Source organism: Paenibacillus piri, from assembly GCF_004354045.1.
GTDB lineage: Bacteria > Bacillota > Bacilli > Paenibacillales > NBRC-103111 > Paenibacillus_S > Paenibacillus_S piri.
In genome coordinates this window covers 189,106-208,165 of sequence record NZ_SMRT01000005.1, presented here as the reverse complement: position 1 = coordinate 208,165, position 19,060 = coordinate 189,106, and the positions used below count along the sequence as shown (strand labels likewise).

Annotated in this window: 14 protein-coding genes; 1 reads left to right on the top strand and 13 read right to left on the bottom strand. The window is 50.7% G+C overall.

The annotated features are described in order from the left end of the window. Nucleotides 1–747: 747 nt before the first annotated feature. The 4 genes from E1757_RS13485 to lonB all read right to left on the bottom strand — a co-directional run bounded on the left by E1757_RS13485 (nt 748) and on the right by lonB (nt 6,704). Nucleotides 748–1,335: a non-ribosomal peptide synthetase module gene (locus E1757_RS13485; RefSeq protein ID WP_165972106.1), complete on the bottom strand. Its 588-nt coding sequence runs from the start codon at nt 1,333–1,335 to the stop codon at nt 748–750. A 348-nt stretch (nt 1,336–1,683) separates the two neighbouring features. Continuing rightward, nucleotides 1,684–2,301, bottom strand: a complete 618-nt coding sequence (yihA, locus tag E1757_RS13480; protein ID WP_133228847.1) for a ribosome biogenesis GTP-binding protein YihA/YsxC — start codon at nt 2,299–2,301, stop codon at nt 1,684–1,686. Nucleotides 2,302–2,327: 26 nt separating this feature from the next. Then, the gene (lon, locus tag E1757_RS13475) at nt 2,328–4,661 is read right to left on the bottom strand and encodes an endopeptidase La (RefSeq protein ID WP_133228845.1); all 2,334 of its coding nucleotides are present in this window, start codon (nt 4,659–4,661) and stop codon (nt 2,328–2,330) included. A 342-nt stretch (nt 4,662–5,003) separates the two neighbouring features. Further along, complete coding sequence (gene lonB / locus E1757_RS13470; RefSeq protein WP_133228843.1) at nt 5,004–6,704, bottom strand: ATP-dependent protease LonB; 1,701 nt, start codon at nt 6,702–6,704, stop codon at nt 5,004–5,006. A gap of 224 nt (nt 6,705–6,928) precedes the next feature. On the opposite strand from lonB, the gene E1757_RS13465 reads away from it, so the two are divergent. Further along, nucleotides 6,929–7,708 carry an N-acetylmuramoyl-L-alanine amidase family protein gene (locus tag E1757_RS13465; RefSeq protein WP_246079184.1) on the top strand — a complete coding sequence of 260 codons (780 nt, stop codon included), beginning with the start codon at nt 6,929–6,931 and terminating at the stop codon, nt 7,706–7,708. Here E1757_RS13465 and E1757_RS13460 read toward each other — a convergent pair. From E1757_RS13460 to E1757_RS13420, 9 genes are all read right to left on the bottom strand, one after another. Continuing rightward, entirely contained in the window at nt 7,661–8,431 is a 771-nt protein-coding gene (locus tag E1757_RS13460; protein ID WP_133228841.1) for a divergent polysaccharide deacetylase family protein, read from the bottom strand. The genes E1757_RS13465 and E1757_RS13460 overlap by 48 nt on opposite strands. A gap of 546 nt (nt 8,432–8,977) precedes the next feature. Next, nucleotides 8,978–10,090, bottom strand: coding sequence for a flavodoxin-dependent (E)-4-hydroxy-3-methylbut-2-enyl-diphosphate synthase (gene ispG, locus E1757_RS13455; protein WP_133228839.1), 1,113 nt, complete (start codon nt 10,088–10,090; stop codon nt 8,978–8,980). Nucleotides 10,091–10,194: 104 nt separating this feature from the next. Beyond that, nucleotides 10,195–11,460 (bottom strand): ATP-dependent protease ATP-binding subunit ClpX, encoded by a 1,266-nt coding sequence (gene clpX, locus E1757_RS13450; protein ID WP_133228837.1) that lies wholly within the window; start codon nt 11,458–11,460, stop codon nt 10,195–10,197. An 11-nt stretch (nt 11,461–11,471) separates the two neighbouring features. After that, nucleotides 11,472–12,065 (bottom strand): ATP-dependent Clp endopeptidase proteolytic subunit ClpP, encoded by a 594-nt coding sequence (clpP, locus tag E1757_RS13445; RefSeq protein ID WP_133228835.1) that lies wholly within the window; start codon nt 12,063–12,065, stop codon nt 11,472–11,474. 498 nt (nt 12,066–12,563) lie between these two features. Further along, on the bottom strand, nt 12,564–13,847 hold the full coding sequence (gene tig, locus E1757_RS13440) for a trigger factor (RefSeq protein WP_133228833.1): 1,284 nt from the start codon (nt 13,845–13,847) through the stop codon (nt 12,564–12,566). Between the two features lie 144 nt (nt 13,848–13,991). Beyond that, nucleotides 13,992–14,906: a hypothetical protein gene (locus E1757_RS13435; RefSeq protein WP_133228831.1), complete on the bottom strand. Its 915-nt coding sequence runs from the start codon at nt 14,904–14,906 to the stop codon at nt 13,992–13,994. A 271-nt stretch (nt 14,907–15,177) separates the two neighbouring features. Further along, complete coding sequence (locus E1757_RS13430) at nt 15,178–16,422, bottom strand: Ger(x)C family spore germination protein (RefSeq protein WP_133228829.1); 1,245 nt, start codon at nt 16,420–16,422, stop codon at nt 15,178–15,180. Then, nucleotides 16,419–17,891: a spore germination protein gene (locus E1757_RS13425; protein WP_165972105.1), complete on the bottom strand. Its 1,473-nt coding sequence runs from the start codon at nt 17,889–17,891 to the stop codon at nt 16,419–16,421. Before E1757_RS13425 ends, E1757_RS13430 begins: the two co-directional genes overlap by 4 nt. After that, on the bottom strand, nt 17,875–18,969 hold the full coding sequence (locus E1757_RS13420; protein ID WP_133228825.1) for a GerAB/ArcD/ProY family transporter: 1,095 nt from the start codon (nt 18,967–18,969) through the stop codon (nt 17,875–17,877). Before E1757_RS13420 ends, E1757_RS13425 begins: the two co-directional genes overlap by 17 nt. Nucleotides 18,970–19,060: the final 91 nt, after the last annotated feature.

Genomic DNA, 19,060 nt, shown 5'->3' with positions numbered 1-19,060 from the left:
TAGGAATAAAATGTTTGAAAAAATTTCATCCGCTAGGACCTACGTCATTCACTTCCCGAGGGAATAATCTCTCGCAACATTCAATGTCCTGAGTGAATCCTGGTTCCTATTTTGTTTTCAACGAAAATAAAAATAACATCTATTGAACAGAAATGCAACACTTTTTTTTACCAATTGTCATTTTACTAGTTGGGCAGCAAACAATTACTGTCTAACATATGTCAAAAAACTAGGTCTGGTGCACGCTTTTCAAGGAAAATCCGAACAATATTCAAATAATTGCGCGAATGGTTGCGGCCGCTTTTTTTCGGCTGTAACAAGAAAAACTCCCCCGATATCGCTAGGCGATCCGGAAGAGTTATATAGGCTTTTTTATAATATCAGAATTTACATGTTTTCAGCGGAGCTGAACAATTCTGATATTGCAAGAAAAGCTACATCTAAAACACGAATGTATCTTCATCGAAAGGGCTTCGGTCAGAAGCTTTTCTTATAATATCAGAATTTACATGTTTTCAGCGGTGCTGAACAATTCTGATATTGCAAGAAAAGCTACATCTAAAACACGAATGTATCTTCATCGAAAGGGCTTCGGTCAGAAGCTTTTCTTATAATATCAGAATTTACATGTTTTCAGCGGAGCTGAACAATTCTGATATTGCAAGAAAAGCAACCGCTAAAGCACGAATGTATCTTCGTCGAAAGGGCTTCGGTCAGAAGCTTTTCTTATAGAAGTGGCCCCTTGCCTTAAGCTTCAAGTACGAACAGCTCGTGTGTCAGCTTCTGCAAACGGTCGTCAATATGTTCGCGAACGGCTTCATCCTGGAGGTCGTTCCTTAAATCAAGCAGCTGATTAATCGTCAGCTTGATTCGTGAAATTTCCCGTTCGACCGCATCGTTCTGGAATAGCTGCTCCAATTGGCCGACGGTATCTTTATATTCATAAATGACTTTTTCGTTGCCGTTCTTGCTTTCCATAATTTTGACTACCGTTCCGCGCTCGTATTCATATATCATGGTGTAAGCTGCATAAATACGGTGCACGACGGCGCTCCCTTTGAAGGAGGAAACCGCTTTTCGCATCAAATCAACCAATTTTCGATTCGTAATCCGGCAGGAACCTTGGCATATATAGAAGCCAAGCTTTCGTTCGAACGAAAGGACTATTTCTTGCCCCGCATCGTCCGGCAGTACGACTTCCTGATTCCCGTTCTCAAGCACTCTTACCTGAAGAGACGCCTGATGGTTGACAAACATTTGAATAAACATGGCCATTTCGGCTTCCGTCAGTTGCAGGCAGGTTTTGACGTATTCGGTCGCTAACCTTATTGCCATAAAAATCCCTCGATTCTTTAATTTCGAACCTTGAAGACTTGCTGTTACAATCTTTCGCTATATACATTATACTACATAAATATTTAATATTCCTGCCGGCAATTCATTGAATTTCGTTGTATTTTAGAAAAAACCGCTTTTTCGTTGGAAGATTTCAATATATCATTTAAATCCCTCTGTTTCACGCGCCAAGTTCTGCAAATCCCTGCCAGAGGCAAAAGATCGCACCCCTTCGATTCGGCGGTCGCCGCATATGATTTTATTCCGGATACGGGTGGTGTATCTTTATGCTGAATCATGAATGAACGAACGCCCGGCCGCGGTATATGCGGCTTGTCGAAGGACGCTTCAGCCCGGCTGAACGTTTTCCTGCCCGGCCTCCCGGCCAATCGCGCGCTCGATCGTTTGCCACAGCTCATCTTTGCCGACTCCCAGCTCGGATGAAAAAAGCACCAATGGTTCTTCCTTCCCCATTCCAAGCGTTTCCCTGACGATTTTGACATGCTTCTGCCATTGGCCCTTTGTAATCTTATCCGCTTTCGTCGTCACGACGCACATCGGCACGCCGTTATGCTTGAGCCAATCGTACATGGCCTGATCGTCCTTCGAAGGAGGATGCCTCAAATCGATTATAAGCAGCACAAGCTGCAAATATTCACGGTGCAATAAATATTCTTCGATAAATTTGCCCCAAATTTCCCGCTTTGATTTGGACACCTGCGCATACCCGTAACCCGGCAGATCGACGAAAAATAAGTCCGAATTGATTTTATAATAATTGAGCTGCTGGGTCTTCCCGGGCTTGGAGCTCGTTCTGGCCAGATTTTTGCGCTGGATCATCCGATTGATCAATGACGACTTCCCGACATTCGAACGCCCTGCCAGAGCAATTTCCGGCAAGGCGTCGGGAGGGTATTGACTCGGACCAACCGCGCTGATTATAAATTCAGCTTGATTGACCTTCATCGTGCTTCACTCATTTCTTTGGGTAGTTAGACTTGGACCGGCTTGACCAGCGCGTGCTCCAGCACCTCATCCATATGCATCACCGGAATAAAGGTCAGTTCGCGACGGACGCTTTCCGGAATTTCTTCGATATCCTTCACATTGTCGTTAGGAATAATCACTTTGCGGATGCCTGCGCGGTGAGCGGCCAAGCTTTTCTCCTTCAAGCCGCCGATCGGCAGCACGCGGCCGCGCAGCGTGATCTCGCCGGTCATCGCAACCTCGCGGGATACCGGAATATTCGTCAGCGCCGAGATCAGCGCGGTTCCCATCGTAATTCCCGCCGACGGGCCGTCCTTAGGAATGGCGCCCTCCGGAATATGAATGTGAATATCCACCTTCTCGTGGAAGTCCGGAGGAATGCGAAGCTGATCGACCCGCGACCGGGTATAACTGAAAGCGGCCTGCGCCGACTCCTTCATGACATCCCCTAGCTTGCCTGTCAGCGTCAGCTTGCCGTTGCCCGGCATTACCGTCACCTCGATGACCAGCGTATCGCCGCCGACCTCCGTCCAGGCCAGGCCGGTAACAGCCCCGATCTGATCGTATTCCTCCGCCATGCCGTAGCGAAATTTAGGCGGTCCGAGAAAATCTTTCACATTGTCCGGACGTACCGTTACCGAATCCACTTGACCGGAAACGAGCAGCTTCGCCGCCTTGCGGCATACGGCCGAAATTTGCTGCTCCAGATTGCGCACGCCGGATTCCCGCGTATATTCCCTGACGATTTTCATCAGCGCCGGCTCTTCTACAATAAGCTGCTCGTTGTGCAGCCCATGATCTTTTTGCTGCTTTGGCAGCAAGTAGTTGCGGCCGATATTGAGCTTCTCGATCTCGGTGTATCCGGGGATGTACAACACCTCCATCCGGTCGAGCAGCGGACGCGGAATATTATGCACCGCGTTGGCTGTCGTGACGAACATCACATTCGACAGGTCGAACGGCACCTCGATATAATGGTCGCTAAACGTGTTGTTCTGCTCCGGATCAAGCACCTCAAGCAGCGCGGCGGCCGGATCTCCGCGGAAATCCATCGCCATCTTGTCGATCTCATCGAGCAGGAAGACCGGGTTCGTCGTTCCGGCCGTTTTCATCCCCTGGATGATCCGGCCCGGCATTGCCCCCACATACGTGCGGCGGTGGCCGCGTATTTCCGCCTCGTCCCGAACGCCGCCCAGCGAGATTCGAATAAACTGGCGGCCGAGCGATCGGGCGATGGAACGGGCGATCGACGTTTTACCGACGCCCGGAGGGCCGACAAGGCAAAGTATCGGACCCTTGAGCTTTTTCACGAGCTGCTGGACGGCCAAATATTCGAGCACGCGCTCCTTCGGCTTTTCCAGTCCGTAATGATCCTCGTTCAAAATTTCTTCGGCTCTGGCAATGTCCAGATCGTCCTCGGTAAATTTGTTCCATGGAATGCCCAACAGCCAATCGATATAATTGCGGATGACGCCGCCCTCGGCCGAGGTAGCCGGCATTTTTTCGAGCCGGTCGATCTCCTTCTCGATCTTTTCCTTGACCTTTTCCGGCACGTCCGTTTCCGCAAGCTGCGCGCGCAGCTCCTCGACTTCCCCGGCACGGCCTTCCTTGTCGCCCAGCTCCTTCTGTATCGCCTTCATTTGCTCGCGAAGGTAATACTCCTTCTGGGTCTTCTCCATCTGCTTCTTCACGCGCTGGCTGATCTTCCGTTCCAGCTCCAGCACTTCGCGCTCGTTATTTAAAATGCCCAGCAGCTTTTCGAGCCGCTCCTTTACATCGACGGTTTCCAATATTTCCTGCTTATCTTTAATTTTCAACGACAAATGACTGCAAATGACGTCGGCAAGCCGGCCCGGCTCATCGATGTCGGAAACGGCTGCAAGCGTTTCGGGCGTTACCTTTTTGGATAAATTGATGTAGTGCTCAAACTGGTTCAGTACGGTCCGCATCAGCGCATCGATCTCCGGATCCGTCGTTTCCTGCTCCGGCAGCTCCTTGACCTGTACCTCGTAATATTCGTCATTCGTTAAAAACTCGCTGATTTCGGCACGGACGACCCCTTCGACCAGCACGCGAATCGTACCGTTAGGCAGCTTCAGCATTTGCCTTACTTTGGCGATCGTGCCAATCCGGTATATGTCCTCTGTTGTAGGCTCTTCAATATTCACTTCCGACTGTGAGCATAGCAGGATCATGCTGTCGTCCACCATGGACTTCTCCAGTGCTTTTACCGACTTCTCCCTGCCCACATCCAGATGCAGCACCATGCTCGGGTAAACGAGCAGCCCGCGCAATGGAAGTAAGGGCAATCGCCGTACCTTTGTCTTGTTCGGTCCCATCCTGGAGCACCCCCTAAGAACTTTGCCTGAAGCAAAGTTTTCTTCGTAAGCGATCGGCTTAACTTTGGCTTGACGCAAAGTCATTGTTCAAGCTTCCGCTGCGCTGAGCGCTGCCTGAAAAACAGCGACTCGACGCGCTGTGGCGCGGCATCGCGGAAAACAATCCCAATCGTTGATCATTTACATTTTATCAAAATTGATTTCAAAACACCAATCGGTACAACCGCCCGAACCGGCCTCCGCGTCCTTAACCGACAAAGCCCCCCCAAAAGGGAAGCAAACCGCGATGGCGTACTTCGGCTCTTTTGGGAGGCTTTGATCAAAGGAGCGCCGCCGGGCCGATTACTCCAGCCCGTCGGCGTGCAGGACGGTAATTGAAGCCGGCTGCATCATCTCAGGCTGCACCGCCGGCGTTTCGGAAACCGTAAATTCGATACCCAGCGCATGAAACAGCACTTCTTCCACGGATTCGACCGGAATGACCTCGAGACCGTTCAAGCCGTTGAATATTTCCTGCCAGTTTTCCTTCGGGATAATGACCTTTGTCGCCCCGGCCTGAAAAGCCGCCTCCACCTTGGCGACAACGCCGCCGACCGGCTTCACTTTACCGTGGATGCCCACTTCGCCGGTCATTGCAATGTGATTGTCGACCGGAATTTGCTGGATCGCCGAGGCGATCGCCGTTGCCATCGACACGCCGGCCGACGGTCCGTCAATCGGCGTTCCGCCAGGAAAATTGATGTGCAGGTCATAGTTATACGGATTAATGCCCAGCCGCCGCAGTACGGTCAGCACATTTTCCACAGAGCCTCTGGCCATGCTTTTTCTGCGGATCGTTCGGGAGCCCCCGCCCATCTCTTCCTCGTCAACCACACCGGTAATCGTAAATTTGCCCGCTCCGGCTTGTACGGCAGGGATCGCCGTTACTTCGATTTCCAGCATCGTTCCCAGATTCGGTCCGTAAACGGCTAACCCGTTGACAAATCCGACCTCCGGCTTCGAGCCGATCTTGCGGTCGGGCCGCGGCGGAATTTGCGAGCTGTTGACTACCCACTCGACATCGGCGGCCAATATTTCATGACGTCCGTCCGTCAAAGCCATTCCCGCGGCCAATTGAATAATATTGACGGCTTCGCGGCCGTTGGTGGCATGCCGTTTGACGACCTCGACGGCTGCCGGATTGTCGGGCAGTCCAATTTTTTTCAATGCATTCAACGCGATTTTACCGATTTCTTCAGGCAGCAGCGGGCGGAAAAAAATTTCCATGCAGCGGGAGCGGATCGCCGGCGGCAGCTCGCTCGGATTGCGCGTCGTGGCGCCGACCAGCCGGAAATCAGCGGGCAGTCCGTTTTGGAATATATCATGAATGTACCCCGGAATGTTCGTATCCTCCGAGTTGTAATAGGCGCTTTCCAGGTACACTTTGCGATCCTCCAACACCTTTAATAATTTATTCATTTGATGCGGATGCAATTCACCGATTTCGTCGATAAATAAAATCCCACCGTGCGCTTTCGTCACGGCTCCGGCTTTCGGCTGCGGAATGCCGGCGACGCCCATAGCTCCCGCGCCTTGGTAAATAGGATCGTGCACCGAGCCGATCAGCGGATCGGCAATCCCGCGTTCGTCAAAGCGTGCCGTCGTCGCATCCACCTCGGTAAATTTGGCGTCCTGTCTGAACGGCGAGTCCGTATTTTTCTTGGCCTCCTCCAGCACGACACGGGCTGCGGCCGTCTTCCCGACGCCGGGAGGGCCGTAAATGATGACATGCTGCGGGTTCGAGCCGCAAAGCGAAGCTTTAAGGGCGCGCAGCCCTTCCTTTTGCCCGACGATATCGGTCATCGCGGTAGGTCTCGTCTTTTCAGCCAATGGCTTATTTAAAGAAATGGAGCGAAGCTTTCTAAGCTTTTCCAGCTCCTTTTTCGATTCTTTATCAACGGCCGTTCGATTGGACTGCTGATTGCGCAGTAAATTCCAAAAATACAACCCGATTACAATGGCGAAAAACAACTGGATAATCATCAGAATCACACTGATATTCATAAGGGGACCTCCTAAACATTTTTGCAAGAAAACGATTTTCCCAAGCTGGAATTGAAGCAATGTAGAACAAACCATGGCCGACAATTCCAAATAGTCGCCTCTTGGTAGTATTCCCCTCTTATGGCTGGATTAATCCCCTGATGAGAAAGTTTTCAAGCATGAATGAGATCAAGGCAAGGGAGAACGATATTACAGTAAACCATTTTGATCGGAGGAATATGCTCATGCGCCGAATGACGAAGTTCATGCTGTCGATCGTATTGATCGGTTCGTTGCTCTTTTATCCCGTTCCTCATACGGCAACCGCCAAAAAGACGGACGCATCTTATCCGTTTATCAAAAATCCTATCGTATCCGATATCGACGTCCTTATCGATGTCGGCCACGGCGGCGTTGACAGCGGCACATTGCACGGCAATATTCTGGAAAAGGATATCAATCTGAAAATGGCTCAGATAACTTATAAGCTGTTGAAGGAAAAAGGTTTGACGGCGATGGTCAACCGATTGGATGATTACGCGCTCAGCGAGGAAAACCGATGGCTTCGAATCCGCTCGCGCCATCTTAAAGACTTGGCCCAGCGGAGCCATCTCGCCAACGAGATTCGCCCAAAGGCGATGATCAGCCTGCACGTCAACTGGTCCGGCAAAAGCTCAAAGCGCGGTCCGCTCGTGCTGTTTCAAAATACGGACTCCAGCAAGCAGCTTGCCGAGCACATCCAACGTTCGTTAAACGAACTGTACGGCACGTCGACCGAGGCGGTGTACGGCAAGCCTTATTACTTGCTTAAACATGTCAAAGTTCCGGCCGTCATTGTGGAGATGGGTTTCATTTCCAATCAGGCCGACCGGGATCAAATGATGCAGCCGGAAAAACAAAAGCAATTGGCCGAGGCGATTGTAAAAGGGGTATCCGCCTATCTGGAAAGCACCGGCTCCATGAAAAAAAAGGAAAGCTCAGGGAGCTATTTCAGATACTTTAACAAATTGCGCAAGCTGTTTTAACGCCGGAATCGATTCCTTCAGCACGGCTGACGTATGCTTGCCCGGAGGACCGACGTGGCCGATGACAACAGTCGCGTCGTTTTCTTTTACATGCTTCTGCACTCTGGCCGCCTGCTTGGCAATATGTCCGCGGGTATAAACATCGTCCATGAAAATGTCGTTTTCCACCAATTTGACGCCCATCTCCTTCGCCAGCGGCTTGACCACGCTTTTGTGCGTCGTCTTGCTGTCTAGATAGATCAGGTTTTTCTCCTTGCATACCTGGAGCACGATCCGCATCGCCCGTTTATCCGCCGTTACTTTGGAGCCCATATGGTTATTCATGCCGATTGCATATGGCACCTCGTCGATCGCGGCCAACACCCGTTTCCGAATTTCATCATCGGACAAATCGGTGGTGAGGGCGCCCGGGCCAAGCCAGCTTTTCTTGCCGTGCACCGGCTCCATCGGCATATGAACGATAACGTCATGCCCCATTTTATGGGCCCATTCGGCATCACGCCGCGTCGTCGGCAAAAAAGGCATGACGGCGACTGTAATCGGGACAGGCAGCTCCAGCATATCTTTCGTGCCGAGCATGTCGTTGCCGAAATCGTCAATAACGATCGCGAGTTTTTTGGCGGGCAGTTGTGCACCCTCCTCCGCCCATGCCGTCCAGCAGGCTGCGGCGATCAAGCTCATGGACATCATTACCAATGCCCATCTTTTTGCATAACGTTTCATGTTGTAGCCTCCTGATTGTTTTCAATGAGAAGCTCGGCGGAACGGTTCCGCCTTCGCCGCTTGCAGTTCACCCGACTTTGAGAAATTTGTTAAATAAGCTTCTAGCGGTGCATTGAGCAAAGCGGGTATCTTTGTTATTAGTCTCCAGTCATGGAAAAGCTATGCATGAACCATCCCTGATTTCGCAGAAATTGGCTGTGAATCATTTCCTGGCAATAAGAAAAGCTTCTGACCGAAGCCCTTTCGATGAAGATACATTCGTGTTTTTGATGTAGCTTTTCTTGCAATATCAGAATTTTTCAGCTCCGCTGAAAACATATAAATAGACTAGGCAGGGGGAACACGACTTCAAAGACGGCCCATAAACTTTCCACCCCACATCCATGCCCTCTTACTGTTCTACTTTTGTGTCTTCTGCTACCTCTCTTTTTATCAGCCGGTCTTCGATTGCATGTAAAAAGCCGCTTCCATCCCCACTTCTATAGTGGTTTTGGAGGCGGCTTGCATATTCCTTTTGGGATAGCCCCTGCTTATTGATTTACAGCTTTAAGCCTGCGGCGCATGCTGCTTGCGGCCGGGTATTTCCCCGGTGCGGGCATAATGCTCCACGATCACGTCAATTTCTTTTTTCAGCTCGGCCAACAATTCGGCCTCCGGCACTTTGCGGATCATTTCTCCGTACCGGAACAGCATGCCTTCGCCGCGCGCGCCGGCAATCCCGATATCGGCTTCCCTCGCTTCACCCGGCCCGTTCACGGCACATCCCAGAACGGAAACTTTAATCGGCACCTTGATTTTGGAGATGTACGCCTCCACCTCGTTGGCGATCGAAAACAAGTCGATATCCAGACGTCCGCATGTCGGGCAGGACACCAATGTGGCGGCGTTCGTAATAAGGCCGAACGTTTTTAACAGCTCGCGTGCGACCTTGATCTCCTCGACCGGGTCTGCGCTTAACGAGATGCGAACCGTTGAACCCAGTCCCATGCTGAGCAGAGCGCCGATGCCGGCCGAGCTTTTCACCGAGCCCGAGAACAGCGTGCCGGCCTCGGTTATGCCCAAATGGAGCGGGTAACGGAACGACTGCGCGGCCTTCGTATAAGCGGCGATGGCCATAGGAACATCGGATGCTTTGAGAGAGACGATAATATCACGGAAATCGAGCTCCTCCAATATCCCGATATGGTACAGGGCGCTTTCGACCATCGCGTCCGGAGTTGGATAACCGTATTTTTCCAACAAATGATTTTCCAGCGAGCCCGCGTTCACTCCGATGCGGATCGGGATGCCGCGCTCTTTGCACGCCTTAACGACGGCCTCGACTTTTTCGCGGCGTCCGATATTGCCCGGATTAATCCGCACCTTGTCGATGCCGTTCTCAATCGCCAGCAGCGCCAATCTGTAATCGAAATGAATGTCCGCGACAAGCGGGATGTTAATCTGCTTCTTGATCTCTTTAATCGCTTCGGCCGCTTCCTTGTTATTGACGGTCACACGGACGATTTGACAGCCCGCTTCCTCCAAACGGCGTATTTCCGCAACGGTCGCTTTTACATCGGCCGTTTTCGTTGTGCACATGCTCTGCATGATGACCTCGTTGCTGCCGCCGATCGTCAAATTCCCGACTTTCACGGGAATAGTTTCCGTTCTGTGAAACATAGGTTCAATCTCTCCCATGATACCAAACATCCTCCGCTCCGATATAAAGCCGCATGGACTTTACATCGGATTGGAGGCTGCTCTGGTTTAATGAATGCTGGAGCTTAGGCGCTCTCTTCTTTTTTCTTCACCGCTTTTTCGTCTTTCGCCGTAATTTCGGGAGCGATCTTGGCTTGAACCGCCTCCTTGGTTACGACGCAGGTGGACACTTCGGTCCGGGACGGCGCTTCGTACATCACTTCGAGCATAATGCTTTCAATGATCGCGCGCAAGCCGCGGGCGCCGGTATTGCGCTTGATCGCCTCGCGGGCAATTTCATCCAGTGCTTCCTGGTTGAATTCAAGCGTAACGTTATCCATTTCAAGCATTTTCTGGTACTGCTTTACAAGAGCGTTTTTAGGCTCCGTCAAGATGCGTACCAAAGCTGCTTCGTCCAATGGCTCGAGGGTGGAAATGACCGGAAGACGTCCGACGAACTCCGGAATTAAGCCGAATTTAAGCAAATCTTCGGGAAGCACCATGGTCAAGTATTCGCCCGGCTTCAGATCGGCCTTCAAGCCGTCCGTGCCGAAGCCGATCACTTTTTTGCCGATTCTGCGCTTGATGATTTGCTCCAGGCCGTCAAAGGCGCCGCCGCAAATGAACAAGATATTAGTCGTATCGATTTGGATGAATTCCTGATGCGGATGCTTGCGCCCGCCTTGCGGCGGCACGGATGCAACCGTTCCTTCCAAAATTTTCAGCAGCGCCTGCTGCACGCCTTCGCCGGAAACGTCGCGCGTAATGGACGGGTTTTCGGATTTGCGGGCTACCTTATCGATTTCGTCGATATAAATAATTCCGCGCTCCGCTTTTTCCACATCATAATCGGCGGCCTGGATCAGCTTCAGCAAAATGTTTTCCACATCTTCGCCTACGTAGCCTGCTTCGGTCAATGAAGTGGCGTCTGCAATCGCGAACGGAACGTTCAAAATTTTGGCCAACGTTTGAGCCAGCAGCGTTTTACCGCTGCCCGTAGGGCCCAGGAGCACGATGTTGCTCTTTTGAAGCTCAACGTCCTCCATCTTGGCTTGCTGGGAGTTAATCCGTTTATAGTGATTATAAACCGCTACGGATAGCGATTTTTTCGCTTGATCCTGACCAATGACGTACTGATCCAAAATATTGCGGATTTCTTTCGGCTTCGGAACGTCCTTGAGATCGAGTTCTTCCTCGTGACCCAACTCTTCCTCGACGATTTCCGTACATAGCTCTATGCATTCATCGCAAATATAAACACCCGGTCCGGCAACCAGCTTGCGGACTTGTTCCTGCGATTTTCCGCAAAAGGAGCATTTGAGCTGACCTTTTTCATCGTTAAATTTAAACATGGGATCACTCCTTATACATTCAGTTCATTACGAGTGATAACTGCATCAATAAGCCCATATTGTTTGGCTTCATCTGCGCTCATAAAGTTGTCGCGGTCCGTGTCGCGCTCAATTTTCTCAAGCGGCTGACCGGTACGCTCCACGTAAATCTGATTTAGTTTTTGCTTTGTTTTCAAAATCCAGTCGGCATGAATTTTAATATCTGATGCCTGGCCTCTGACGCCGCCCAACGGTTGATGAATCATCACTTCGCTGTTCGGCAGGGCGAACCGCTTGCCCTTGGCCCCGGCAGTCAGAAGCAGGGAGCCCATGCTTGCAGCCATTCCGACGCAGATCGTCGAAACGTCCGGTTTGATGAACTGCATTGTATCGTATATTCCCATTCCGGCCGTTACGGAACCGCCCGGAGAATTGATGTACAGATGTATATCCTTCTCTGCGTCCTGCGCAGATAAAAAGAGCAGCTGCGCTATAACGAGGTTGGCAACATCATCGTCAATGCCCGAACCGATAAATATTATTCTGTCCTTCAAGAGGCGGGAATAAATATCGTACGAACGCTCCCCGCGTCCTTCCTGCTCAACTACCATAGGTATCAGACCCATTGTTCCAACCCCTTTGCTCCAAAATGTACTTCAACTCATATTGTATCACTTTTCAGTTGTTTTCGCGAATAGGCGGATCATCCCCCTTGTACCCCTTCTCCAAAGGGGAATCAGGAGGCTGTGCCCCTTAAACCCGCTATCCGTAATGAACCTTATGTGCCGAGAATCCCGCCCGTCATGCCCTACTTGCAGCCGCGGCCATGACGTGCATTATGTTTATATACGGGTCCAATCCCGTGCTTATGTACTTCGACGATACTATGTAATGATCGGGGCCGCAGCACTTATTACGATTTCCATTCTATTGAAACCGTAACGTGCGTCTGACACTGTTGGTTCCCATCTTCGGGAAGTCGCGTCATCAAAAACGGATACCTGCGCCCAAAAGCGAATCTTGCCGATTATGTATTTTTCTTTGTCCAAGGGTCAAATTCCATATGGATGGATACATCCTGTAGCTACAGAGAAGGGCACGTAGAATCACGTGCCCTTTCATTATTACTTGCTGTTAGCAAGCAGGAAGTCAACTGTTTTCTTCGCAACAAGATCATGCGTCAAGTCGCCCAAGTTGCCGTTAGCGCTCAAGATCGTACGAAGCTCGTCGGCCGGACGTTGGTACATTTTGGACATGTTTTCCAGCTCGGCGTTAATATCTTCCTCGGACGCTTCAATGCCTTCGGCTTTCGCGATCGCTTCAAGCACCAGGTTGTTGCGTACGCGCTTCTCGGCATCGCCGCGCATTTGCTCTTTCAAAGCATCTTCGGATTGGCCTGTGAATTGGAAATACATTTCCAGGTTCATGCCTTGCGAACGCAGCCGGTTTTCGAATTCGCGAACCATTTGCGCCGATTCATTTTCGACCATGACCGGAGGGATATCGATTTGCGCAGCCTCGGAAGCTTTTTCCACCACTTCGGTTTCTTTGTTGCGTTGAACCTCGGAATCTTTGCGCTCCTGCAATTTTTGGCTCAAGTCGCTTTTGAACTCTTCCAGCGTTTCGAATTCGCTGACGTCTTTGGCGAACTCGTCGTCAAGTGCCGGAAGGTTTTTGCGCTTGATATCATGCAGATGGACTTTGAAAACCGCTTCTTTGCCTTTCAGCTCTTCGGAATGGTAATTTTCAGGGAAGTTGACGGTAATGTCCTTGTCTTCGCCTTTATTCAGTCCGACCAGCTGCTCTTCGAATCCGGGGATAAAGCTGCCGGATCCGATTTCGAGGGAGTATTTTTCGGCTTGGCCGCCTTCAAATGCAACCCCGTCGACAAACCCTTCAAAGTCGATCGATACGGTATCTCCGTTTTCAACGGCGCCGTCTTCAACCGGTACCAGCTCAGCGTGACGGCCTTGCAATCTTTCCAGCTCCTGGCTGATTTCTTCTTCGGTTACAGCAGATTCTTTCGCTTCAAGAACGATGCCCTTGTACTCGCCCAGCTCAACTTCAGGCTTTACGATAACTTTCGCTTTGAATTTCAATACTTGACCTTTGCCGAATTGCTCTACGTCCACCTCGGGACGGTCTACCGGTTGAATGCCGGTTTCGCCGACAGCTTCGACGTAAGCTTCCGGAACAACGATATCAAGAGCTTCTTGATATAAGCTTTCCACGCCAAATTTGGATTCGAATATGGAACGGGGCACCTTTCCTTTACGGAATCCTGGAACGTTAACTTTTTGCACGACTTTTTTAAATGCTTTGTCCAAAGCGGCGGCAACCTGCTCCGCTTCAACCTCGATGTCAAGAACGCCAACGTTCTTCTCTATTTTTTCCCAGCTTGCTTTCATTTTATGCTTTCCCCTCCAAAAATTATCCATCACTTTTTCACGTCCTGACGTATTGGGAGGCATAGATTGTCCCAAGCCGCCAATATAACCATTCTATTATAACATAACCTTTTCCGTTTTCAAGTAACGTTCGTCGATTAATCATCAGCCGCCGCGGCTGCGCGAAAACGTCAAATCGGCAAACAGCTGAATCATCCGATAGGCCTGCTCCCATTGGAACATCAGATCGCTTGTTATGCCGTAGAGGTCGAGGATTTCTTCCTTGTCCCCGTTTTGAAATATATTCTCCAAAAGGACCAAATGGAATGCAGCCGCCCAAACGTCGGCGCATGCCTGATCCTGGCGCAATATTTGCCGGTAGAGCGCGGTTCCGTAAATAAACGCCAAAAATTCGTTCCATGTTTCCTGCGCAAAATAAGCGAGCGCCGGTTGGGTCAATTCGCTTATATCCTGAACCCGATCGATAATTTCTGTGACAGGCGCGGGAAAGTCGGCAAAAGAAACCGGCGTGTCCTCCACATCGACGACAAACGTTTCACCGTGCTTCGTCATTTGCAGCGGTCCCGTTACGCCGCGGTTTTTGAGCGTTTGCAGCACTTTGAATTGAATGGACGGGTGCTGCTCACGGGCGGTTATCCATTTGCCGAGTCTGCCGTTGATGGCGGCATGCTCCAAAAAAGCCAGCTGGTCAAGCGCCAGCATCATATTTTCTACCGATTGCGGCTGGTCCAGCATATCCAGCAGCTTCAAGGCATAGCCTTCGTCATCGCGCTCCTTGGCCGATAGATGGTTCCTGAGCAGCTCGGCTTCCGTCAGCTCTTCCTCCTCGTGTTCCGCCTGGGATAACAGCTCCTCCGGAAACATCGTCTTCAGCCAGTCGAGCAGCGCGAGCCATTCCTCGCGGACCCGCTCGTCCTGATGTTGAAACGAAAGCAAATGCTGCAGCAGCCGGATGGCTTCGCCGTACCGTTCGGTCTCCAGCATCCGGGTCAGCTCGAACTGGTAGTATTCGACGGTCTTGGGAAAAAGGATGACGTTGTCGCTCGGCCTTCCGGTCATGGGTATCACCTCCTCCAAGTTTTGCTTTAGCAAAACTGACTTCGTAAGCGTGTGCTTTGTTTTGCTTTAGCAAAACTGACTTCGTAAGCCTGTGCTTTGTTTTGCTTTAGCAAAACTGACTTCGTAAGCGTGTGCATAGATTTACTGCCAGTAAAACATAACTTCTTAAGCATTCGATTTGGCCCGCGCAAATGGAAAAGCTTGCCTTCCGGACGCGTCGGCTATTTTAATGCAGTGTACCCGATTCGGAGCCGGAAAGCAAAGGCTTCGGTCATGATTCCTTTTGCCCATCGCCCTTTTGCTCATTGCCTTTTTGTTCTTTGCCATTGTGTTCATTGCCCTTGTGTTCATTGTCCTTGTACATGCGATACGTATATTTGCCGGCCGAAGTAAGGTTGACCTTCACATCCACCTTGCCCAAGGAATCCCGCTGCAAAATAAATTGATCCTGATCCTTGTCGTACTGACGAAACTTTTTCACATGCCGGCTATACAAGCGGTTTTGCAGACCGAGCAGGTCGACCTTCTTTTTCAGTCCGGCTTCGAACGTTTCGCGCAGCTCCTTCTCGATCACTTTCTGAACCTGTTTCTCGAGCTCCTGCTCGGACACCTGCTCGTTCATTTCTGAAATGACGGCGTTCACTTTAACCTTCAGATCGAATACCAGCTTGCCGTCAACCTCCTTGAACTTGATCGAATGCCGAGGCTTTCTCAGCCGCAGCGAGGCCAACGCCTTCGTACCATCCATAATAGATACCGAGGCCCGCGTCGTTGAATTTTGGACCCAGCGGATTCCGTCTATTTTATCCATCGATATGAAACCATTGCTCTGCTGATGGGTGAATGGATAAACGCCCGAGTATTTGAGCGTGTCCAACGATTCGCTGCTTTTACGCCAAACGTCGTTGCTGACTGTCATGGCAGGTAAAATCAACGTTTGGGCAGGCTCGTAATATCCGGCCATAAAATCGTTAAGGTGAAGAGGCGCGATATAAGAACGCTGCTTGTAATTTTCAAGCGGAGAATGGATCAGCATTTTCAAGCGGGACCGTTCAAAATTCGGAGTCGCCTCGAACACGCGGCTCAAGTCGCTGCGCGATCCGAACACCCACATCGTATAACGAAGCTCATGGAAACGGAAAAATGCCTGCAGCACATCGGTAATCTCACCTTTTTCCAGCAGCCCCTCTCCCAGCACCAACGCCGTCACATGCCCCCAGAACAAACGTTTTTGCGACTCCAGCGTAATTTTTCCTATAGCCTCCACATAGCTTTTTCCTTTGCCAACGCCAATCCAAGCCGGCATTTCCCCTTCCAGCTTTTCGCTCTCCGTTTTGGCGACCTTCTGGATACTGAGCAGCTGCAAATATACGGTGTATTCCTTGTTATCCTTCGAGTAATCGATGCCGATCGCATTGACGTACTCCAAATTGTCGATTTCCGAAGCGTTCCAGCACCCACTCAGCAGCAGCGTGACAGAGGCCAAAATCAATACCGCCCGCGCGACCTTCGTCATTGCTCCGAGCTCCCTCTGCGTCCCGTCATATCCGCTTGCTTATGCAGCAGCTCCGGATTCGACTTGTTGCGGCCTCTCGGCAATCTGAACATCACATACCAAAGATCTTTCCAATTGATCGGCGACATCGGAGACATGAAGGAAACGCCGAACGATCTCATATTCGCCAAATAGAGCAGCACATAGAAAGCGCCGGTAAAAAAACCGAACAAGCCGAAAAAGGATGCCAGCACAAAAATAAACAGCCGAAGCAGGCCGATGCCCAGGCCCAAGTGCCCGCCGACAAGCGTAAACTGCGCAGTGACCGATACCGCGGCAATGACGAGCGTCGCCGGAGAAGTCAAGCCCGCCTTGATGATGGCATCGCCGATAATCAATCCTCCTACGACCGAGATCGATGGCCCTAACGCTGACGGGAGCCTGCTGCCCGCCTCCAGAAAAAACTGAAACAACAGCAGCATCAGCAAAATTTCCAACGGCCCCGTAAGCGGAGTGCCCGAGGTCGCTACGGCAATGGTAGCCAGCAGCGGATAAGGGATTTGATCCTGGTGATAAGATGTAAGGGCCACCCAGAAGCCCGGGAGCAGAAGGGTAATGAACAAGCCTGCCCTCCGCATCCAAATCTGGATGAACAGCATCGATACCGGCGTATGGTTATCCTCGGCCACCGTAATCAAATAAGAAATATTGACAGGAGCCAGCATCACCGTCGGCAATCCGTCCATCATAATGGCAAACCGGCCCTTTACGAGACTTTTAGTCACATAATCCGGACGCGTCGTGAAATTCATATGCGGGAAAAAGCTGAAATTCTCGTCGACCAACAATATTTTCAGCTCTTCCTGGCTCAGTACGGAATCGATGTCGATGCTTTGCAGCTTGTCGCTAATATGGCGGGCAACCGTTTTATCCAATGCATCGCTTATATAAAGAAGCGCCACCCGCGTTCTGCTGCGTCTGCCCAACGTATATTTTTCCACGCACAAGGTGTTCGTGCGAAGCCTTTTGCGGATCAGCGCAATATTGACTCCCAGATCCTCTATAAAGGCGTCACGCGGACCGTTGACCGTCATTTCGGTGCTCGATTCCTCCGGCTGCCTTTCGGGCCGGTTCGACGTTTGCATATACAGGAGCCTGCCGCTGCCGGGCTTGAGGACGATCAGGTTGCCGTTGAACAGCTCGTCCATAACATCCTGCTCCGTCGCGTCCTCGGGGAACCATGCAGAAAACATTGCATCCCAATCCATAGCTCCGGGCTCTACCGACACGGTTCCCATTTCGAGTCCTTCATGCAGTTTGGGCAAAATCAGCTCCTGAATGATGCGCATGTCGCATAAATTCTCGCAATAAACGAGCAGCATTCCCTCCTGTTCCTTATCGTCAGGCTTGACTGTCTTCACTTCATGAAATTGCACATCGGCGCATCGTTTGAATAAAATGCGAAGCTGTTCTTCATTCCATGTTTTCACGCAAGTACGCTCCTTTTTTGGCAAATAATGCAATCGTACACAAGCACAAGGTCAGAACAACATAAGCGATCAACGCCGATGGCATATAAACATATTTAAGCCAGTCGTAAAATTGAATGTCGCTGACCGGCAGCAATATGACAACCGGCATCAGCAGCGCCAATACGATCAGGGAGACGGTTTTGCTCCTCTTTCCCTTGAACGGGCTCAGCTCGCACAAAATATACATCGACATGGAGATACGTACGAACGCGCCCGCGAACCATTGATAAATAGAGAAAAAGTCGACGCGCTCAATCGATTGTTGAATCTTGACCAGCTTCCACTGCTCAAATGCCGGGTAGCGGTGTTTCGCGGATTCCACCGGTCCGAATTCGGCGATCGAGCCTGTGATCGGTCCAATCGTCAACCCGGCGATAATGATCCCGAGCAAGGCCAGATGCCACCATTTAATGCGCGTAACGATATGCTCCTGCATAAGCAGCAGCAATATCAGCTCGCCATAACCTGCGCCGACGTAGTACATGCCTTGAAGCAGAGGACTTAAGCCGTACTCCATAACGGGCAGCAATCTGCTGTAATCTTTATTGATAATATTTGCCGACATAACAAAATAACCCAAAATGACAATAACCGGAAACAAGATCCCGCTCATTACCGATATGCAAAGAATGCCTGACTGCGCCGCAAAATAACAGATGCTCACAAGCAGCAGCGCCAATGCGATTGCCGGCGTTTCGGGCAAATAGGAGGCAATAGCCCAAGTAATCGTATCCTTCAAGGTGATTAATGCAACCAGCAGCACGATGACGCCGAACACAAGCTTCAATACCGCGGCGACGGCTTTGCCGGAGACGGATTCAACCCATTGGAACAGCGGCTGTTGCCCGCTCCGTTTGACAATCCAGTACAGCAGACCAGTCCACAGCAAATACGGAACCAGGGTCAGCAAAGCGGAAAACCAGGCATCCCGCTCGGCGATATCAAGCAATATCGGGATAAGGATCACATGGTTCATCAGCCCCACGGAGGTGAGCAAAATCATAGAGGCCTGCAATATATTAATCCGAATCGTCACATTGTTCACCCTGTTTGCGAAAATTTTGCGAAAGAATACGCATTCTGCCAAATAGAGTGCCCTAAATCGGAAGAGAAAAACCAGAAAAACC

Coding starts and splice junctions, on each gene's coding strand:
- tig (WP_133228833.1), bottom strand. CDS start 13,847: ATGAAAGCAAGCTGGGAAAAAATAGAGAAGAACGTTGGCGTTCTTGAC.
- E1757_RS13435 (WP_133228831.1), bottom strand. CDS start 14,906: ATGACCGGAAGGCCGAGCGACAACGTCATCCTTTTTCCCAAGACCGTC.
- E1757_RS13485 (WP_165972106.1), bottom strand. CDS start 1,335: ATGGCAATAAGGTTAGCGACCGAATACGTCAAAACCTGCCTGCAACTG.
- ispG (WP_133228839.1), bottom strand. CDS start 10,090: ATGTTTCACAGAACGGAAACTATTCCCGTGAAAGTCGGGAATTTGACG.
- clpX (WP_133228837.1), bottom strand. CDS start 11,460: ATGTTTAAATTTAACGATGAAAAAGGTCAGCTCAAATGCTCCTTTTGC.
- E1757_RS13460 (WP_133228841.1), bottom strand. CDS start 8,431: ATGAAACGTTATGCAAAAAGATGGGCATTGGTAATGATGTCCATGAGC.
- E1757_RS13430 (WP_133228829.1), bottom strand. CDS start 16,422: ATGACGAAGGTCGCGCGGGCGGTATTGATTTTGGCCTCTGTCACGCTG.
- clpP (WP_133228835.1), bottom strand. CDS start 12,065: ATGGGTCTGATACCTATGGTAGTTGAGCAGGAAGGACGCGGGGAGCGT.
- lonB (WP_133228843.1), bottom strand. CDS start 6,704: ATGAATATCAGTGTGATTCTGATGATTATCCAGTTGTTTTTCGCCATT.
- yihA (WP_133228847.1), bottom strand. CDS start 2,301: ATGAAGGTCAATCAAGCTGAATTTATAATCAGCGCGGTTGGTCCGAGT.
- lon (WP_133228845.1), bottom strand. CDS start 4,661: ATGGGACCGAACAAGACAAAGGTACGGCGATTGCCCTTACTTCCATTG.
- E1757_RS13465 (WP_246079184.1), top strand. CDS start 6,929: ATGCGCCGAATGACGAAGTTCATGCTGTCGATCGTATTGATCGGTTCG.